Here is an 18,270-nt window from a genome sequence, read left to right as displayed (position 1 = left end):
AAGTTGGCATTTTCAAGCACTGAAGCACCTGACTGAAAAGACGCAATAACGGAGCTGGAGATGCTATCAAAAACACCCCAGATTTTTTCGTGAATCAATGTTCAAAAATAGGGCAAGTTAGAGCTGATCCCTGCTCCTCAACTCGTAAAGATGGCGCTCCGCATCCACTAGGTGCTGTCCCCAATGCACCTTATAACCGCTTGTCCAATCATCAATAGCACGGCCAGGTTCATGATCCATCAACAGCAAGCCGTGCTTCAATTCGCAATAGATATCCGTCAAGTCATCCGCTAGGCTGCCGGTCATCGTCTGGCCATCCTGAGCCACGTCAAACTCCATCCAATAGCCATCGCGATGCCCCAATAGCCGTCGCAACTCTACAAACAGCTCAAAACGTGCATCAAGATCCGGGGCAAGAGAGAACTCCTTTGCACTATCCGGGTCTCCCAGTGCGGAAATAGCAGCATGCAGCTTGGGCAGTAGACGCTCCATCCGCTCGAGCCAGCTGAAATCGGCATCCTGAACCGATTCGATCATATTGCAGTAATTAGTCGCAATTTTTGACATTTCTGTGAATTGAGGGCTCATGACTTCTCCCCGCCAGAGTTAAACACGGGATCTTAAAAAACGCTCCCAATATGTAGAGTGACTTGATAAATACTGGTCTAATTGTAGACGACATTCCGCAAACAGTGCGGAAAATACTTTATATCCTACGCCCGGACCAGCTAAATATATTATGCCACCCAAACATTTACCCATAGTTTTGTCTATTGCCGGCCAGGACCCCAGTGGGGGTGCCGGTATTCAGGCTGATATCGAAACAATTTCGGCACTCGGATGTCACCCAACGACAGCTGTCACCTGCCTCACTGTTCAGGACAGCCAAAGAGTCCATGAACTGATTGAGATAAACCCGGAACTGACTCAAAAACAGGCAGAAACAGTATTGGCGGACTACCCAGTAAAAGCGATCAAAATAGGCCTGATCGGCAGCGCCACCATGGCAACGATGCTGGGTGAACTACTCAAAGATCACCCTGGAATTCCAGTAGTGCTTGATCCTGTTCTTGCGGCGGGCGATGGTACCGAATTGGCTGGCGAGAAACTAATAAAAGAGATGATTTCACAGGTCATTCCCCGAGCCACGCTGATCACACCCAACTCCATTGAAGCCCGAAGACTGACAGGAGAAAGCGAACTGAACAGCTGTGCCAAGGCGCTGCAGGCAACGAATTGCATTTCCGTGCTTATCACCGGGACACATGAGGAGAGCGATCAGGTCACCAATACACTATTCCGCACCGACCATGCCCCGGATTCAATCAAGTGGCCACGCCTGCCTGAGAGCTACCATGGCTCAGGCTGCACAATTGCTTCAGCCGCCGCCGCCTATCTGGCCCTCGGCAATCCACTGCAGGAAGCCGTATCCCTGGCTCAGGAATACACCTGGAAAGCACTCGCTACCGGCTGGCACCCAGGCAGAGGACAACATTTGCCCAACCGATTCCATGGATATAGAACCTGAGTGATGACTGACTTGAATAAAAGAGAAACATTGAGAGGGCTATATGCCATTACCGACAGCAGACTGGCTTCAGACAGCATCCTCAGTCAGCTGGTCGAGCTAGCGCTGGCGGGAGGCGCTAAAATAATTCAGTACCGCGACAAAACGGATAACCTGAAAAGACGCTGCCAAGAGGCACAATCACTCCTGAGCCTCTGTCGTGCCATGCAAGTGCCATTAATCATTAACGATGATGTTGAGTTAGCATTCACTATCGGGGCCGATGGCGTTCACTTGGGTAAGGAAGATGACGATATTGCATCAGCACGGCGCAAGCTCGGACCTGAAGCGATCATAGGCATCTCGTGCTATAACCAATTCAACAAGGCCATAAGCGCTAGAGCCGCCGGAGCCGATTATATCGCTTTTGGCCGATTCCACTCATCAACCACAAAACCCGCTGCAGTCGCTGCCAATCCTGGCCTATTGATACGAGCCCGCAAGGAGCTGAACATCCCGGTAGTTGCCATCGGCGGAATAACGCCGGACAATGGCGGCCCATTAATAGCGGCGGGAGCCGACATGTTGGCCGTAGTCCATGCCGTTTTCGGTCAGCCGGATATCCGCACCGTCTGCGAGAATTTTAGACAGCTGTTCGAAAAACCGGAGAAAATGCCGTCATGACCACAACCAATAATCGCTTTACCCAAGCCCAGCAACACATTCCAGGCGGAGTAAACTCTCCGGTGCGGGCATTCAAAGGCGTTGGCGGCGACCCGGTCTTTATCGATCATGCCAACGGCCCTTACATCTTCGACCCTGACGGCAACCGTTACATCGACTATGTGGGCTCCTGGGGGCCGATGATTCTCGGCCACTCGCATCCACAAGTGATCGATGCCGTAAGTAAAGTCATCCATAAGGGACTCTCGTTCGGTGCACCGACAGAGCTTGAAACACGCATGGCCGACAAGGTTTGCGAACTGGTGCCATCAATGGATCTGGTACGGATGGTCAGCTCGGGCACCGAAGCGACCATGAGCGCCATCCGCCTGGCCCGAAGCTACACCGGCCGTGACAAGATCGTGAAATTTGAAGGCTGCTACCATGGCCACTCCGACTCCCTTCTGGTCAAAGCAGGTTCGGGAGCACTGACACTAGGCGAGCCCAGCTCACCCGGCGTCCCCGCCTCATTGGCAGAACACACCATTACCCTGGACTACAACAATATTGAACAGGTCAGGGAAACGTTCGCCGAAATAGGTAAAGAGATTGCATGCATCATTGTCGAGCCTGTCGCTGGCAACATGAACTGCATTCCCCCAGTGGCCGGATTCCTTGAAGGATTGCGGGAAATCTGCGACCAATACGCTACCGTATTGGTTTTTGATGAGGTGATGACCGGTTTCCGTGTCGCTCTCGACAGCGCCCAGGGGCTCTACAAGGTAACACCTGACCTCACCACACTGGGCAAGGTCATAGGCGGCGGCATGCCGGTCGGCGCTTTTGGCGGTAAACGCAAGATCATGGAGAAAATCTCCCCCCTTGGGCCGGTCTATCAGGCAGGCACCCTCTCAGGCAATCCGGTGGCGATGACGGCAGGACTGATAACCCTGGAGCTGATATCCAAACCCGGCTTCTTCGAACAGCTGACTGAAAAAACAGGACGACTAGTGGCAGGCATATTGGCACGCGCCAAAAACGCCGGTGTACCCATGACCAGTAATCAGGTCGGCGGTATATTTGGCCTCTTTTTCACCAGCGAAGAGAGTGTAAACAACTTTGCCCAATCCACCGCCTGCAATCAGGAGCAGTTCAAAAAATTCTTCCACGCCATGCTTAAACGTGGCGTTTATCTGGCTCCTTCAACTTTTGAGGCGGGTTTCATCTCCTCCGCCCATTCAGACGAGGATATCGAAGCGACATTAGGCGCTGCTGCCGAAGCATTTAAAGAGATAGCCTGAGCCACTTTGTCAGACCAGAGGCCAGCAACAAAAAGGGACGCAGGGGACAGTCGTAACTCTGTATCCCTTTATTCTGACTCAGCTGAAACTATTTACACAACATCCAGGTCGTCACACCCTAACAAGTCGCCCCTGAAGTATCAGACCGAGAATCTAGTTCCTTGAACCTTTCAGATCTGATTCTCCGCCCATTATCCGGAATAATCACACGATTTCCCGCTAACCTTATCCAAGCACAATAAAACCAAGCTAACAACTTGGCTAAATTATATCCCGCTGCTGCCAAAACCACATCAGCTTCATTACCATATTCAGCTTTAAGGTAGTTTCGATGTTAGCCTATTGTCTGATTTAAGGTGCCCAATAACCGGCTCGATAGCGGTTCGGCGCTTCATCCATTTTCGGGTTGACCGAGTCGCCATCTTAGGGAGCATGCCACAGAGCTTAACGCAATTTCATCGCCTACGCGGTGCCCAGAGTAGCCCTGATGCACAATATACATTCTTGAGTTTTCGGCTGCTCAAACTCTCCGCTTGTTTAAGTGGCCGCCAAGAGTGTATGCCCATCATAAGGATTACCCGTCAAACGCCATGCGCCATGCGCCAACTAACCAGCTGACTTTGGATCCGATCACAAATGAGGGCTTATTGCCAAACACGTAACACCTGTGCGCTTTTTACCTTTGGCAATGCATTCCTCTTCTGCTGCATGCACGCTGTAAAGCTTGTTTTTGTCTTGTCGTTGTGGTGCCAAGTAAATGGTTAGCGCGTGCAAGTAACGCCGTGAGTTCACCATCTCTATACAGTGTCTTACGCCCGATGTCTCTCATCACTCGGCCCAAGTACGTTTTGAGTTTTCCAGTCTGCCTCGCTGAACGCTTCATCTGCTGAGCGTGAGAATATCGCCCTTGCATGATCAAGGCGTTCTTTCCTACCTTGATATGGCTCTGGCGTCATTTGGTGCCGCAGACACCAATAGATCACGCATTTTATGGTAGAGCTTTGCATCTGTTGGGAAGGTGATGGCCTCCTGGGGAAACTCATTAGTATTCCTGCTTCAGCTCACTATGATCCCATTCGCGAAACACCTCAAGCGCAGCATCGCACATTGATTGCTTCATCGGCAGCCGCCGTTCTACAGCGGGAAGCCTGAGCTCCTCCTGGATAAAGCGGTCATCAAAGCCAAATTCAGCCGCATCCGCGGCTGAGGCTGCATAAATAATCCGCTCGACACGCGCCCAATAAGCTGCACCGAGACACATTGGACAGGGTTCACAGCTGGTGTAGATCTGGCATCCCGTGAGCCTAAAACTGTGTATCCGATGTGCCGCATCACGTATCGCCAGCACCTCGGCATGTGCTGTGGGATCACTATCGCTAACTACCCGATTCCAGCCCCCGCCGATCACTTCGTCACCCTTGACCACAACGGCACCAAAAGGACCACCATCACCGCGGGCAACACCTTCGCGGGCCAGAGCGATAGCTTGATCCATGAATTTATTCATCAAACCGCTCTTGCTGATCTACACAGCAACGTCGGTAAACTGAAAGCTACACCCATCGAACAGCTCCTCATCGTTCAACTTCAACTCCGAGATCATCAGCATGGCCATAAACGAAAGCATCATGAAGGGTGCTGACAATGTCGTGCCACGTAGTTTTGCACGACAGTCCAGGTCAGTATAAGTGGATGCTACCCGGGTCACCACCGTCTACACTCATAATCTCAGCCATCGGCAGTGGCAGTAGTGATATTGAGTCGCCGTCAACAACAGCCACATCACCCTGACAGTCGATCAGTGCGTTGACTGCTGCAGAGAGACTCTTCCTGTCACCCCCCACGGCAACAATATTATGGGAGCCGTATGCGACGCTTGATGCAAGAGCATCCCGCTTCAAACCAAACCCATTGATAAAGTCCACGGCAAGTGTAGAGGACTGATCGCAAATCATCGGCAAATCCTGTTCAGGATCGGGCTCAACTTAGCCCTTAACGGATTTTGCTTCAACTAACTGCTCAGAAGTGAATAGATCACCATCTCTGGCCCCGGTCATCAGGATCATACCGCCTTCTGAAGCCACCGGCAGATCGACCGGTATAATCCTCCTGGCGTTGAAACAGTTGATTGGCTCTCCACATTGACAGGTTCGACCAGGGAGTTGCCCTGCTCTGCCAACAACTCGCCATCCACCCAGACATTCAACGCATTGAATACCTTCAGATCAGCAGCCTTCACCATCAACACACAACCGTCACATCGGCAGCTAGTAAGACTGATGGGGGTTTGAAACACATCGAACCATGAATGTCCCTTGGCCACTGCCCAGGCAACCAGCTGGTTGATATGCCTAGTTACCAACTCATCCGGACGTTTACCATCACTACAGAGCATGACACTCTCCGGGCATTCGTTTATCAGTGGATGCAGCGCTTCGAAATCCCTGGCAGCCGCCCCCTCACGAATCAGAATTTTCATCCTCGCCGCTATATTGTCTCTCGCCTCGGCCGGGGAACGGCACTCGTGGTCGGTGGTAATTCCAGGGCTGATGACAGCCGCCTTCAAGACGTTTTTAAGTACCCTCTGGAGGCCGTATAAATGGCATTTAACCGTCCCACATTGCCGGCGCTGATCGAGCGCATCCAGCAGGACGTCGAGAATCGGCTGCCAGGTACCCACGCTTGCGCCGGGCCGTGCGGTGGCATCGAGTACGCCACGGATGCAGAGGCAACCATTAGGAGTTCGCCCGTGTGAATGACCGCGCCGAATCGTTACTTAACGAGGCCAATCCGTGCGCCATCTATGAATTGTTGGCAAATTATAACTGAAAGTGGTGTTTGAAGGGAATTGAAAAAAAGCGGGGTATCTGTGTTGCGAGACATCAAAACAACCATTGGAGATACGCCACCACGAGTAAGAATAACGTTGTTAAGCTGGCAGGTCGAGATACGATTATCGATCCGCTGACACAGTTGCTGAGAAGTGGTGCAGAGCAGTTGATCTACCAGGCGGTGGAGGCCGAGCTGCTGGAGCTGTTGGCGGAGCACGTCGAGCGACGGACAGAGGATGGCAAGGTGGGTGTGGTGCGTAATGGTCACCTGCCAGCTCGTAAACTGCAGACAGGATTGGGGCCGGTCACGGTCAAGATCCCCAAAATACGAGCGAAGACCGGCGAGCCGGTGACGTTCCGATCAGCTCTGGTGCCGCCGTATATACGCAAGACGAAGTCACTGGAAGCGGCGCTGCCGTGGCTCTACCTGAAGGGGATTTCCAGTGGAGAGATGGGTGAAGCCCTGAAAGTGCTGGTGGGTCCGGATGCAACAGGCTTGTCGGCCGGCACGGTGTCGCGTCTGAAGCAGGTCTGGGCAGAAGAATATCGGGGCTGGTGCGAAGAGCGTCTGGATAAGCGCCATTGGGTGTATGTGTGGGCAGGCGGTGTCTACAGCGGATTGAGAGCAGAGCAGACGAAGCTGTGTGCCCTGGTGGTGATCGGCGTGAATGAGCGTGGTGAGAAGCATTTTCTGGCAATTGAGGATGGTGTACGGGAGTCCACACAGAGCTGGCGGGAGGTACTGTTGAAACTGAAGTCACGCGGACTGACCCCGCCAAAATTGGCGATCGGTGACGGTGCCATGGGGTTCCGGGCTGCGCTGGAGGAAGTGTATCCGGAGACGCGCCAACAGCGCTGCTGGATGCACAAGACCATGAACGTGCTGAACTGCCTGCCAAGGTCAGCTCAGCCGAAAGCGAAGCAGGCACTGCACAACATCTGGCAGGCGGAGACCCGGGCCGATGCGGAAAAGGCCTTTGATCTGTTTATCAAAACGTATGAGCCAAAGTATCCGAAGGCTGCCATCTGTCTGCACAAAGATCGAGAGGAACTGATGGCTTTCTATCAATTTCCTGCGCAGCATTGGCAGAGCATTCGGACCAGCAATCCGATTGAATCCACCTTCGGGACAATCCGCCATCGAACCAGGCGTTCCAAGGGCTGCCTATCGCGTGACGGCATGCTACACATGATGTTCAAACTCGGCCGGTGTGCCGAGAAGAAGTGGAGACGATTACGGGGCTTCGATTATCTGGCGAAGGTGATAACCGGAATCAAATTTAAAGAGGGTGTTGAGGTAGCAGGAGTCGATCAGGTCGCCGCTTGATTCAACTGGCTAAACACCAGATTTGACTATAACTCATTGTTGGCCGAGTGGGAGGCGTTCGCCAGCCTGCCGGACACCTGCATCGGCAGCACCCTGACACTCCAGGAGCGCCGGGGCGTGCTGGTGCAACATCTGACCGCCACGGGTGTGAAATGCCCCCATTCTATGGCCACTTGGCTTGTTAGGTTCTCCGCATTTCACGTAATCCAAAATACGCCATCTCTGGCGTGACGTGACGTAGTGTTGTGAACTGTGGGGTCGCCGCTCATTATATCGGCAACGCCACTGTTCAATAACAACTCTGGCTTCGGTCAGGCTACCAAATATCTCTGCATTTAAACACTCCTTGCGGAAAATGCCGTTGAAGCTTTCATTGCTGCCATTTTGCCAGGGTTTTCCCGGTTCAATATTGGCTAGCTTAATATCATCCTTTTCCAGTTCCTTGCGCAGTACGAGGGCCAACAGCTCAGCTCCGTTGTCGCTGCGAATGGCTCGGGGAATTCCGTAGCGAATGATTAATTCACGTAGCACCGCTTTCACGTGTTGACTCTGTAGGTATCGACCAGTTTTGATTGCCAGACAATAACCGGTTGCTTCGTCCTTGACCGTCAAGCACCGCAGAGGCTCTGCGTCATGATAGCGGTCATGTACGAAATCCCATGCCCACACATCATTCCGTCGTAGCGCCAATCCCTCCAGTTTTACCCCAGTGCGAATCTTCCGTCGAGGGCGATAAGGCGGCAAACACAGGCCATTAAGCCGCCAGAGTCGATATACGCGTTTGTTGTTTACCTTCCAACCTCTGAGCCGCAGATAGGCGCCTGATAAACGATAGCCCCAACTGGGATCCTCCCGCACCACTACACGCAACGCGGCCGACAGATGCCGGTCACGACGTTCTCGTTTTGAACTATAATGAAGCCCCGACCGCGGTGTCGTACAAAGCCAGCTTGCTCGCCTTTGGCTAAGGCCCCGTTCAATAGCAAACAATGCCATGGCGCGCTTCGCGCGGGGGCTCACCACTTTTTTGCTTGTATCTCCTTCATGACCTCTACTTCCAGGTCACGTTCTGCTAGCAGCTTTTTGAGCCGCATGTTCTCATCCTTGACTCGCTTTAGCTCCCGCACATCTGAAACTTCCATCCCGGCATACTTGTTGCGCCAACGGTAGATCGACTGCTCCGATACGCCGTGTTTGCGTGCTGCCGCTACGGCCGTTGTTGCCTCTGCATCGCGCAGTACAGCCACGATCTGCTCATCTGAAAAATGTCCCTTCTTCATCCTGGTTCTCCTCAGGTAGAGGAAAACCTAACATACCACTGGTCTAGTGTTCAGGAGGCAATCCAGGTGGACAGCCGGAGGCCTATTTCAAGTTGGTGTGCAGGCGCTGAACCCGTCCGAGACGCGTTTTGCCTGGCGGGTACGCCTGACGGACCCACGGGTTACCTATTTCTGCTGCGGCGAGTTACAGGTGGGAACAGATCCCCTCGAAGACCAACCGCGCAGAAGATCTTGAATGCGTGTTGAACCGGCTCAAGCCGGCTCACACAACCCTGTTTGTGTCCTACGAAGGAGCCTGGATCATGGACTGTATCCCACCCGTTGGAGACGCCGCCGATGACCCCTACATCGATGGTAACCTCGACATCGGCACCGGGGGCAGCATCCCGCCAGAAGCAGCCATCGAACACCTCGTGCGAGAGATCGTCAGCGCCATCACTGCCTTGGGCGGCACGGCGGATAGCGTGCGCTGGGATCGTTGCAGTCCGATCAGTTGATAAGTCATGATCACGCCATCTATCAGTGTACTAGCGCAGATACGGTGCAAGCCGGTTCCAACACTACACAGAACTCTGTGATGGCGACTAACGATAAACTAACCTCAGCTACGAGCGGGGCCGGTTACCGCCTCACTCGACCCGCTGGGAACCAAACTGGCTGGGCAGACGATCTATATGCGCCCACCTGCTCACGCCACGGCTGATGTCCCTATCGGGGCTCGGCTGAGTGCGAGGTGGATGCCTACATTAACGGCACATAGACTCTCGTGCCCGATCATCGGGGTACCGTCTACTGGCTACCCGATGGCTCGCATCATGAGATCACTGATCTGGCCAGATTAGAAAGGCACCCCTCCTGATGGATTGGAAGGGGCGCTGGCATCCTTGCGGCGCAGAGTGATAGAGGTTTAATAAACGCCAAGGATCAGAATTATCTGACACTGAAGTAAGAATACGATTATCAAGCTGACCTTTCCCCCAGAAATAGAGCCATGACAAGGATGAGATTTCCAATTAGTCTGTGTATTAGGAGATCTCAAGATGAAGAAGAAGCGTTACAGAGAAGAGCAAATTATTGGTGCCATCAAGCAGCATGAGTCAGGGGTAAAAGTTGATGACATTTGTCGTCAGTTCGGCATTTCAACCGGGTGCTTTTATAACTGGCGAAGCAAATACGCCGGGATGGATGTCTCAGAAGCCAAACGGCTCAAAGAGCTTGAAAGCGAAAATAACAAGCTTAAGAAGTTACTTGCCGAGAAAATGCTTGAAGCTGAGGCGATGAAGGATGTGCTCTCAAAAAAGTGGTAAAGCCTGCTGATAGAAAACAAATCGTGAGCTACCTTAAGTCGCGGTTCAAATTAAGTGAGCGTAGAGCTTGCCTATTAGTAGGCTTAAGTAGAACCGCTTTTCGGTACGTTACTCAATGGGGAAAAGATGAGCCTCTACGCAAACGGTTACTTGAGCTGGCAAAAAAGCATCCGAGTTATGGTTATTTGTTTTTACATGGCCTCCTGAGAGGAGAGGGGCTTGTGAAAAACAAGAAGCGGACCTACCGAGTCTATAACGAAGAAGGTCTTCAAGTGAGGACTAAAAAACGCAAGAAGATAATACGACCAAGAATGCCAACGATTATGCCCATTGGTAAAAATATACGCTGGTCAATGGATTTTGTCAGTGATCAGTTGGCTAATGGTCGCCGCTTTCGAGTATTTAATGTGATTGATGATTACTCAAGAGAAGTTATTGGCCAGCTCTCTGACTTCTCGATCAATGGTCACCAGGTCGCTCGTTTTTTAACTCAGGTGATTGAGCTAAGGAGCGCTCCGGATCAAATAATCTGCGACAACGGTCGCTGAGTTTACTAGCAAGGCGATGTTCTACTGGCAAAAAGAAAGTGGCGTTAAGCTAGGTTTTATTCAGCCAGGTAAGCCTACTCAGAATGCGTTTGTAGAAAGCTTAAACGGTAAATTCAGAAATGAATGCTTAAATCAGCATTGGTTCAGGTCCATTGATGACGCTAGACATGAAATTGATCAATGGCGAGAGCACTACAATCACGTGCGGCCTCATAGCGCATTAAATTATTTGTCACCTGTGGCCTTTGTGAATAGGGCCGCTTAGAATGAATTATCTCATCCAAGTCTTGGTATTAAGATGGGGGGAAGGTCAGCTGGGGCTCTGGGATGGAGGTTTCTTCTAATTCAGTTGGAGGAATAAGGTGATGCCACCGCTTTTAAGCGTGCTTTAAGGGTTATTTTGGCATGATCGGCGTTCGCAAGTTAAATGTCCAACGTTCGCAATTCATGCGGCGCGTTACAGCTCTGCGTTGGAAATCCTGGGAATAGCCCGCTATTACCGGCAATTTCCGCCTTGAGCCGGAAGATTTTAACTCGTCATCCATCCGATCCAGAATGAATAAGAGGCTCCTTGGTAAGTAAAGCCAAAATCCTCTGGTTGAAGACTCGAGTTTTCTCTCGACATTTTTTCTGAACGATTTTCAGACGCGGCACTTCATCCAATCTATTATCGAGAATTTCGCACACCATACGATCTAACAAATTCACGAAGTTTGGATCTGCCATATCGATTACGCGATCGGATAAACCAACCATGTTCATAAACCCTTTTACTTTACTATGGCTCGAAAGAGCAATCGTAGGTGTATTCAAACCAACACCACAAATTACCGAATGGCCTCTCATGCCAATTACGACTGATGCCTTTTTGTAAGCATCAAAAAAGTAAGTGAGCTGCATTAGCACCTCTTTGAATACCCATAGAGTTAAATCTAAAACGACTGAAACCTTTATTGATAACATCTGAAAATTTTCCAATAGCCGTAAAATCCCTCACTAAGTGTGGACATAATATATAGTTTACATTCCTCTTCTTTGCTATATTCTGCAGTGCCTTGCCCAAATTTTGAAATTATTTTATCTGACGTCGTTCAAGTATCTTCTTGCCGAAAACCGGCACGTGTAGCCAAAATCCTGCTGAGACTCTGGAAAATTGGTTATCACCTGCAATCTGGATAAGAATGTTGTCGTACCCCTGCAGCATTTCGGGATGCTCCCTATCTGTTGTCGGCACGTACATGCCCGGATCAGGTACTTCAACAATACCATCAGCATCATGTCCCAGCGCCTCTTGTAAGCGGGCTAGAGAACCATCATTGCGAACTGAGAAAATCATATTGGGTTGCCGGATCACATATTTGATATGACGACGCAGCTTATTAATATTCCAGTAAATCTGCTTGTCGAATAAATTATATCCCACAGCATAAAATACTGTTGATACACATACTTTTCTCAATAAATTATAAGGCAAATCAAAACCCATACCCGCATTTCTATCACCTCGTCCGCCATCAAGCATACCCCCTCCACCGACAAGCAAAAGATCACAGCTAGCATTGATCTTGTCGATAAGAGCCTGATCATACCTCTTGCTACCCCAGTAATTCTGGTACCATTAGGCAGTCGGAGATAAATTCAACTGAAACACCCCAATCCTCGCGAATCGTTTTATGTATTCCTGATATTAGTTGTATGAGTTGCTATATGCCAAATTCGAATCATAAGCCTCTCTTAGGGCCTGTTAACACTCATCAATGCGCCGGTGATGAGTGCAAAAAATTAAAGAACTGGTAGATTTAACTCCAAAATGCACCACTTGGATGACTAAAAAGAGATGATTTGAATACTTGGTAAAATGAGGTTGTAAAATCTTCACTTTACACAGGAGTGAGCACAAGCCATGCTTACCGTCATTTTAGTGCAAAAGAACGCTAGATGCTCATACATCTCTTACATTGGCGTTTAAGGAACCCTTTAAAAACCGGACAAAGTCCGATAGTCCCTAGCAAATCCGGAGAGCCCGGTATCTTCACGCTCATTTTTTTAGTTATAACTGAAAGTGTTGTTTGAAGGGAATTGAAAAAAAGCGGGGTATCTGGTTAATTTGTTGTTGCGAGACATCAAAACAACCATTGGAGATAGGCCACCATGAGTAGGAATAACGTTGTTAAGCTGGCAGGTCGAGATGCGATTATCGATCCGCTGACACAGTTGCTGAGAAGTGGTGCAGAGCAGTTGATCTACCAGGCGGTGGAGGCCGAGCTGCTGGAGCTGTTGGCGGAGCACGTCGAGCGACGGACAGAGGATGGCAAGGTGGGTGTGGTGCGTAATGGTCACCTGCCAGCTCGTAAACTGCAGACAGGATTGGGGCCGGTCACGGTCAAGATCCCCAAAATACGAGCGAAGACCGGCGAGCCGGTGACGTTCCGATCAGCTCTGGTGCCGCCGTATATACGCAAGACGAAGTCACTGGAAGCGGCGCTGCCGTGGCTCTACCTGAAGGGGATTTCCAGTGGAGAGATGGGTGAAGCCCTGAAAGTGCTGGTGGGTCCGGGTGCAACAGGCTTGTCGGCCGGCACGGTGTCGCGTCTGAAGCAGGTCTGGGCAGAAGAATATCGGGGCTGGGGCGAAGAGCGTCTGGATAAGGGCCATTGGGTGTATGTGTGGGCAGACGGTGTCTATAGCGGATTGAGAGCAGAGCAGACGAAGCTGTGTGCCCTGGTGGTGATCGGCGTGAATGAGCGTGGTGAGAAGCATTTTCTGGCAATTGAGGATGGTGTACGGGAGTCCACACAGAGCTGGTGGGAGGTACTATTGAAACTGAAGCCACGCGGACTGACCCCGCCAAAATTGGCGATCGGTGACGGTGCCATGGGGTTCCGGGCTGCGCTGGAGGAAGTGTATCCGGAGACGCGCCAGCAGCGCTGCTGGATGCACAAGACCATGAACGTGCTGAACTGCCTGCCAAGGTCAGCTCAGCCGAAAGCGAAACAGGCACTGCATAACATCTGGCAGTCGGAGACCCAGGCCGATGCGGAAAAGGCCTTTGATCTGTTTATCAAAACGTATGAGCCAAAGTATCCGAAGACTGCCATCTGTCTGCACAAAGACCGAGAGGAACTGATGGCTTTCTATCAAAATCCTGCGCAGCACTGGCAGAGCATTCGGACCAGCAATCCGATTGAATCCACCTTCGGGTGCAATCCGCCATCGAACCAGGCATTCCAAGGGCTGCCTATCGCGTGACGGCATGCTACACATGATGTTCAAACTCTGCCTGTGTGCCGAGAAGACGTGGAGACGATTACCTGGCGAAGGTGATAACCGGAATCAAATTTAACGAGGGTGTTGAGGTAGCAAGAGTCGATCAGGTCGCCGCTTGATTCAACTGGCTAAACACCAGATTTGACGATAACTCTCATTTTTCTGGCAACATCCAGATCCATGCTTCGCTTCATCCGGCTAGCCACACCAATCGACGCATGTTGTATCAAATTCATCATACCAATGTTCACGCCGACCTTGCCTTGCCCGATGCTACGCACCAGTCGATTGGCCTGCTGGGCAAACACGTGCTCAACTCGAGCCCGAACTCTTGATCGTTTTCGGTCTGCCTCTTGCTCCCGTTCATTCAAGGAGCGTTTCCATGTCGACTTGCGATGAATATGACTGAGGTAATTTGCATCTGCTAAAGCAGGCTCCCGCTCTTCACTGTGGTAAGCAGAATCGGCCCAGACACCTCCATTACTGTTATTCTCACTCCAGCAGTTCTTCGAAGACCTAGCTATCGTGAACTTTAGCTGATGTGATGGCGTACTTGCGAATGACTTTGTGCTTCCGGTCTATGCTGATGTGGTTTTTGTACCCATAGTGGGTTTTGCCATGCTTCATGGTTCCAGTGAGCTTCAACATTCTTCATGATGGCGTTTGTTATCACCCCATGCCTCAGGGCTGTCCCCGGCTTTGATCTGCCTATTTTCCTCTCGCGTATTACGTTGCCTGGGTATTGGAACGATAGCGGCATCTACAATCTGCCCCTTGCGAGCACTGAAGCCTGCTGCATCAATCTGGATCAACGGCTCTGAAAAGGGTTTATCAACAAGGCCCCGTTCTTTCAGGCGCTCACGATATACCCAAACTGTTTTAGCATCGGGTACCTTACCCTCAGGGCTCAGCCCAAGAAAACAACAAAAGCTATAGCGATCCCGTATTTGGAGCTCTATTTTATCATCGGACAGATTGAATAAATGCTGTAGGGCCAACACCTGAACATCAGTACCGCATCGTAAGGTGGGCGCCCACCTTTACTGGGATCAGTGTTTTTGTAGACTGAGCCCAGCAACGCCCGAAAAGCTTCCCAGTCTACGGTCCTTCCCAGCTCTGGCAGTTGCTCAAGGAGTTCAAGTCGGTCTTGATCAAACAACTCGGTTGCATGGCTTTTATCAATGGTTGCTCGAGTTGGTTACTATATATCTCTGATTTTGGAGAGCTTTTAGAGGCTCTCTCAAGCAATGAGCTTGCGTGAATTAGAGGACGTCAATGTGGACACCACCGTTCAAGAGAAGGCCATCACCTTTCCAACAGGTGCAAAACTCTACCATAAAATGCGTGACCTACTGGTGTCTGCGACACCAAATGACGCCAGAGCACTGCTGTCCCACTTAATTTTCAGCGAAAATAATAACCCCAATTGAGGAGAGTCTATCTACAGATCAGGGGTCAGGGGAGTGCAGGAGCCCAAACAATTGTATCAAATCTCGCTTAGCAAATAAATTCAGATGGATCAGTCGACTCATCTGCTGAAGACTTTAGCTAATTCTTGCCTGGAATTTTAAGTACGCCAGTTTCAGGTAAATACATAGCGCCACCCAAACCTGCGTCATGGCAGCATTATCCGTGTTACCCATAAAGGCTTTGATCTTGAGATTCTGCTTAATCCATTTAAAGAACAACTCAACCTGCCAGCGTTGCTTGTAAATATCGGCAATAGTCTTTGCTGACCAGTCAAGGTGGTTGGTAATGAAGACATAATGCTTATTGGTCCCGGTATCATAAAAATCAACTCGTCTGACCGCCATCAGGTTGTTTTTTCTAGACCGATTGGCGCATGGCGTTTGACGGGTAATCCTTATGATGGGCATACACTCTTTGGCGGCAGCAGGATATAATTTAGCCAAGTTGCTAGCTTGGTTTTATTGTGCTTGGATAAGGTTAGCGGGAAATCGTATGATTATTCCAGACTAATGGGCGGAGAATCAGATCTGAAAGGTTCAAGGAACCAGATCCTCAACTTGATAATTCAGGGACGACTATTTAGAGCCTGCTCATAAACCATAACTTCCTAATATTATTGCTGTAAAGACGCCATATCAGGTATGACAGTGCATGAAAAATGAGCCATATCCACCAAAAGCCATGCACCTATGATCCGATATCATAGCCATAGACAAATCTCTCTCGCCGAATTTGATTGGCCCTTTCAAACAGCACCGGATTAAAGCAACCGCTGGGTTAAAATGAGCAAGTTTATTTCTTGGGACGAATTGGCAGAAAATTACTATCAGGGACTTCGACACACAGGATCGTTCGACAAAAGATGCCCGACTGATCATTGGCCGGTAATCATTAAACACAAGCTCTGCCTTTCCGACAGAGAGATTGTCCTGCTGATCCTGTTAAGGATCTTTTTTGCACTTTGTAAGAAGCGCGTTACAATCGTTCTATTGTCGTTATTGTGAATTGAGAAGGTACTGCTCTGTCATCAACTGACACATCCGGTCGGTAGAGGTGTTTTATGTCAAGCAGTGGCAGTCTGACTTACTGAGCAGACCCTATCTATTTTCTTTTTGTAATGTTTTGGTCAGATCATCTTGTTACAACTCGCCGTCTGTGCAGTATAGTCTGTATTAATAGTTATCAGGATTAAGGTAATGATAAAACATATCGGAATTCTGACCGCTGGAGGCGACAGTCCCGGACTCAACGCAGCAATAAGGGGGATCAGCAAGGCCGCACTGTGCGTCTATGACATGCAAATAATCGGCTTTCGGGATGGATTTCGCGGCTTGGCAGAGAATCGAACCTCACGCCTGGACAGTGATGTCCTCTCCGGCATTCTCACTCAGGGTGGCACTATCCTGGGCACCAGCAGGGACAAACCCCACAATATGGTATTTGGTGGGATCAAGCAGGATATGACTGACGTAATCACGGAAAACTATCATGCCAACCACTTGGACGCCTTGGTCTGCCTGGGTGGAGGGGGTACTCAGAAAAATGCCTTACAGCTGATGGAGAAAGGGCTTAACATTATTACATTACCTAAGACCATCGATAACGATGTCGCACTGACAGACACCACCTTCGGTTTTGATACAGCACTGGGTATAGCAACTGATGCCATTGATCGCTTGCACAGTACCGCCCATAGCCACCACCGAATCATCGTGGTTGAGATCATGGGACATAGCGCAGGCTGGCTGGCGCTGGGCTCCGGCATTGCAGGTGGAGCGGACGTCATTCTGCTGCCAGAGATCCCTTATGAAATCAGCAGTGTCGCAGATGCGATCCGTTCGCGGGCCCGTAGTGGAAAAAACTTCAGTATTGTCGCCGTCGCCGAGGGTGCACTACCGAGGGATCAAGCCGCCCTGGTAAAAGCCGCCAAACAGCACAAGGTGGCGGCTGAAACAAAAAAGGAGCGCAAAAGCGCCAAACTGAAACTGGCTGCTCTGATGGCTGCCAATTCCAATCACACCGCAACACTGTCCAAACAGCTGGAAGAACTGACCGGCCTGGAGTCACGGGTAACCATTCTGGGGTACCTGCAACGTGGCGGCACTCCTTCCGCCGCCGACCGGCTACTGGCCACCCGCCTGGGAACAGCCTGTGCTACGCTGATTGCACAAGAGACCTTTGGCGTGATGGTTGCAGCCCGGGATGAAACGGCTGTCCCGGTTCCGCTGGTAGAGGTCGCTGGTACTAAAAAACTGGTCCCGGCTGATCACTCCTGGGTTAAAGCTGCCCGGCATGTGGGTACCAGTTTCGGCGATTGATCAGATTGGATTACTGGCCTGTTCTGCTGGAAGCAGAAATCACTGTACAAGCTCTGCCCCACCTCATTCCTTGTCGCCCTACCCGCCAGGGCTTCGATCAGTTCCAGGGCAAAATCCATCGCTGTCCCGGAACCATGGGAAGTAATCACCCTATCGTCCCGGATCACCGGTTGCATATTCACATCCACCTGGGGTAAATCCGTCTTATCCAACACCCTTGGGTAGCTGGTGGCTTGATGTCCACCGAGCAAGCCGGCACTCACCAGTACTTTGGGAGCTGCGCCAGATGGCAGTGGTATAGTTCCCTTCTGCTGCTGCACGCTCCAGTAACTGATGTATCCGCGGATCATTATCGAGATGGTCGTGCCCCTGGCAAGCCGCCGTAAAGGATGACCATGTCGAATGGGCATCCTTTACGGCATCCAGCGTGGTATCAGGGTGACACCTCGGC

Annotated in this window: 18 protein-coding genes and 3 pseudogenes; 8 read left to right on the top strand and 13 right to left on the bottom strand. The window is 50.7% G+C overall.

The features are described from left to right. Nucleotides 1-117: 117 nt before the first annotated feature. The gene (locus tag MN084_RS01550; protein WP_241085128.1) at nt 118-537 is read right to left on the bottom strand and encodes a DUF5063 domain-containing protein; all 420 of its coding nucleotides are present in this window, start codon (nt 535-537) and stop codon (nt 118-120) included. A 202-nt stretch (nt 538-739) separates the two neighbouring features. Here MN084_RS01550 and thiD point away from each other — a divergent pair, with 202 nt between their 5' ends. From thiD to hemL, 3 genes are read left to right on the top strand one after another with little or no spacing between them, the layout of a single operon-like run. Beyond that, entirely contained in the window at nt 740-1,528 is a 789-nt protein-coding gene (gene thiD, locus MN084_RS01545) for a bifunctional hydroxymethylpyrimidine kinase/phosphomethylpyrimidine kinase (RefSeq protein ID WP_241085129.1), read from the top strand. Nucleotides 1,529-1,540: 12 nt separating this feature from the next. Next, nucleotides 1,541-2,191 carry a thiamine phosphate synthase gene (gene thiE / locus MN084_RS01540; protein ID WP_241085130.1) on the top strand — a complete coding sequence of 217 codons (651 nt, stop codon included), beginning with the start codon at nt 1,541-1,543 and terminating at the stop codon, nt 2,189-2,191. Further along, nucleotides 2,188-3,471: a glutamate-1-semialdehyde 2,1-aminomutase gene (gene hemL, locus MN084_RS01535; protein WP_241085131.1), complete on the top strand. Its 1,284-nt coding sequence runs from the start codon at nt 2,188-2,190 to the stop codon at nt 3,469-3,471. Before thiE ends, hemL begins: the two co-directional genes overlap by 4 nt. A gap of 1,042 nt (nt 3,472-4,513) precedes the next feature. Here hemL and MN084_RS01530 read toward each other — a convergent pair. From MN084_RS01530 to MN084_RS01520, 4 genes are all read right to left on the bottom strand, one after another. Then, a complete protein-coding gene (locus MN084_RS01530) occupies nt 4,514-4,978 on the bottom strand; it encodes a nucleoside deaminase (protein ID WP_241085132.1) in 465 nt (154 codons plus the stop codon). 18 nt (nt 4,979-4,996) lie between these two features. Then, on the bottom strand, nt 4,997-5,179 hold the full coding sequence (locus tag MN084_RS19095) for an adenine deaminase C-terminal domain-containing protein (RefSeq protein ID WP_445083933.1): 183 nt from the start codon (nt 5,177-5,179) through the stop codon (nt 4,997-4,999). Beyond that, complete coding sequence (locus tag MN084_RS01525; RefSeq protein WP_277400065.1) at nt 5,151-5,426, bottom strand: adenine deaminase C-terminal domain-containing protein; 276 nt, start codon at nt 5,424-5,426, stop codon at nt 5,151-5,153. Before MN084_RS01525 ends, MN084_RS19095 begins: the two co-directional genes overlap by 29 nt. 107 nt (nt 5,427-5,533) lie before the next feature. After that, nucleotides 5,534-6,151 (bottom strand): hypothetical protein, encoded by a 618-nt coding sequence (locus MN084_RS01520; protein WP_241085133.1) that lies wholly within the window; start codon nt 6,149-6,151, stop codon nt 5,534-5,536. Nucleotides 6,152-6,405: 254 nt separating this feature from the next. Between MN084_RS01520 and MN084_RS01515 the strand changes: the two genes are divergently transcribed. Beyond that, nucleotides 6,406-7,629, top strand: coding sequence for an IS256 family transposase (locus MN084_RS01515; protein WP_330178512.1), 1,224 nt, complete (start codon nt 6,406-6,408; stop codon nt 7,627-7,629). A gap of 33 nt (nt 7,630-7,662) precedes the next feature. Here the strand turns inward: MN084_RS01515 and MN084_RS01510 are convergent, their stop codons facing one another. The 3 genes from MN084_RS01510 to MN084_RS01500 all read right to left on the bottom strand — a co-directional run bounded on the left by MN084_RS01510 (nt 7,663) and on the right by MN084_RS01500 (nt 9,319). After that, the gene (locus tag MN084_RS01510) at nt 7,663-8,625 is read right to left on the bottom strand and encodes an IS3 family transposase (protein ID WP_330178281.1); all 963 of its coding nucleotides are present in this window, start codon (nt 8,623-8,625) and stop codon (nt 7,663-7,665) included. A 20-nt stretch (nt 8,626-8,645) separates the two neighbouring features. Next, nucleotides 8,646-8,909 carry a transposase gene (locus MN084_RS01505; RefSeq protein ID WP_241084966.1) on the bottom strand — a complete coding sequence of 88 codons (264 nt, stop codon included), beginning with the start codon at nt 8,907-8,909 and terminating at the stop codon, nt 8,646-8,648. 161 nt (nt 8,910-9,070) lie between these two features. After that, nucleotides 9,071-9,319 (bottom strand): hypothetical protein, encoded by a 249-nt coding sequence (locus tag MN084_RS01500; protein ID WP_330178280.1) that lies wholly within the window; start codon nt 9,317-9,319, stop codon nt 9,071-9,073. 630 nt (nt 9,320-9,949) lie between these two features. On the opposite strand from MN084_RS01500, the pseudogene MN084_RS01495 reads away from it, so the two are divergent. Further along, nucleotides 9,950-11,029, top strand: a pseudogene (locus tag MN084_RS01495) (IS3 family transposase). Between the two features lie 272 nt (nt 11,030-11,301). On the opposite strand, the gene MN084_RS01490 reads toward MN084_RS01495, so the two are convergent. Continuing rightward, entirely contained in the window at nt 11,302-11,742 is a 441-nt protein-coding gene (locus MN084_RS01490) for a polysaccharide pyruvyl transferase family protein (protein ID WP_241085136.1), read from the bottom strand. Between the two features lie 94 nt (nt 11,743-11,836). Next, on the bottom strand, nt 11,837-12,286 hold the full coding sequence (locus tag MN084_RS01485; RefSeq protein WP_330178279.1) for a polysaccharide pyruvyl transferase family protein: 450 nt from the start codon (nt 12,284-12,286) through the stop codon (nt 11,837-11,839). Between the two features lie 629 nt (nt 12,287-12,915). Between MN084_RS01485 and MN084_RS01480 the strand changes: the two are divergent. Beyond that, a pseudogene (locus tag MN084_RS01480) lies at nt 12,916-14,150 on the top strand (IS256 family transposase). 71 nt (nt 14,151-14,221) lie between these two features. Here MN084_RS01480 and MN084_RS19090 read toward each other — a convergent pair. Continuing rightward, nucleotides 14,222-15,214, bottom strand: a pseudogene (locus MN084_RS19090) (IS5 family transposase). A 94-nt stretch (nt 15,215-15,308) separates the two neighbouring features. On the opposite strand from MN084_RS19090, the gene MN084_RS01460 reads away from it, so the two are divergent. Further along, the gene (locus tag MN084_RS01460) at nt 15,309-15,461 is read left to right on the top strand and encodes a hypothetical protein (RefSeq protein ID WP_330178277.1); all 153 of its coding nucleotides are present in this window, start codon (nt 15,309-15,311) and stop codon (nt 15,459-15,461) included. A 114-nt stretch (nt 15,462-15,575) separates the two neighbouring features. On the opposite strand, the gene MN084_RS01455 is transcribed toward MN084_RS01460, so the two are convergent. Beyond that, nucleotides 15,576-15,908 carry a transposase gene (locus MN084_RS01455; protein WP_445083874.1) on the bottom strand — a complete coding sequence of 111 codons (333 nt, stop codon included), beginning with the start codon at nt 15,906-15,908 and terminating at the stop codon, nt 15,576-15,578. A 789-nt stretch (nt 15,909-16,697) separates the two neighbouring features. On the opposite strand from MN084_RS01455, the gene MN084_RS01450 reads away from it, so the two are divergent. Beyond that, nucleotides 16,698-17,819, top strand: coding sequence for a 6-phosphofructokinase (locus tag MN084_RS01450; RefSeq protein ID WP_241085142.1), 1,122 nt, complete (start codon nt 16,698-16,700; stop codon nt 17,817-17,819). Here MN084_RS01450 and MN084_RS01445 read toward each other — a convergent pair. After that, a complete protein-coding gene (locus MN084_RS01445) occupies nt 17,768-18,229 on the bottom strand; it encodes a DJ-1/PfpI family protein (RefSeq protein WP_320416335.1) in 462 nt (153 codons plus the stop codon). The genes MN084_RS01450 and MN084_RS01445 overlap by 52 nt on opposite strands. Nucleotides 18,230-18,270: the final 41 nt, after the last annotated feature.

The organism is Candidatus Vondammii sp. HM_W22 (assembly GCF_022530855.2).
In the GTDB taxonomy this organism is placed as follows: Bacteria; Pseudomonadota; Gammaproteobacteria; order Chromatiales; family Chromatiaceae; genus Vondammii.
The sequence above is the reverse complement of the archived record's forward strand: the minus strand, read 5'-3'. Positions and strand labels throughout refer to the sequence as shown.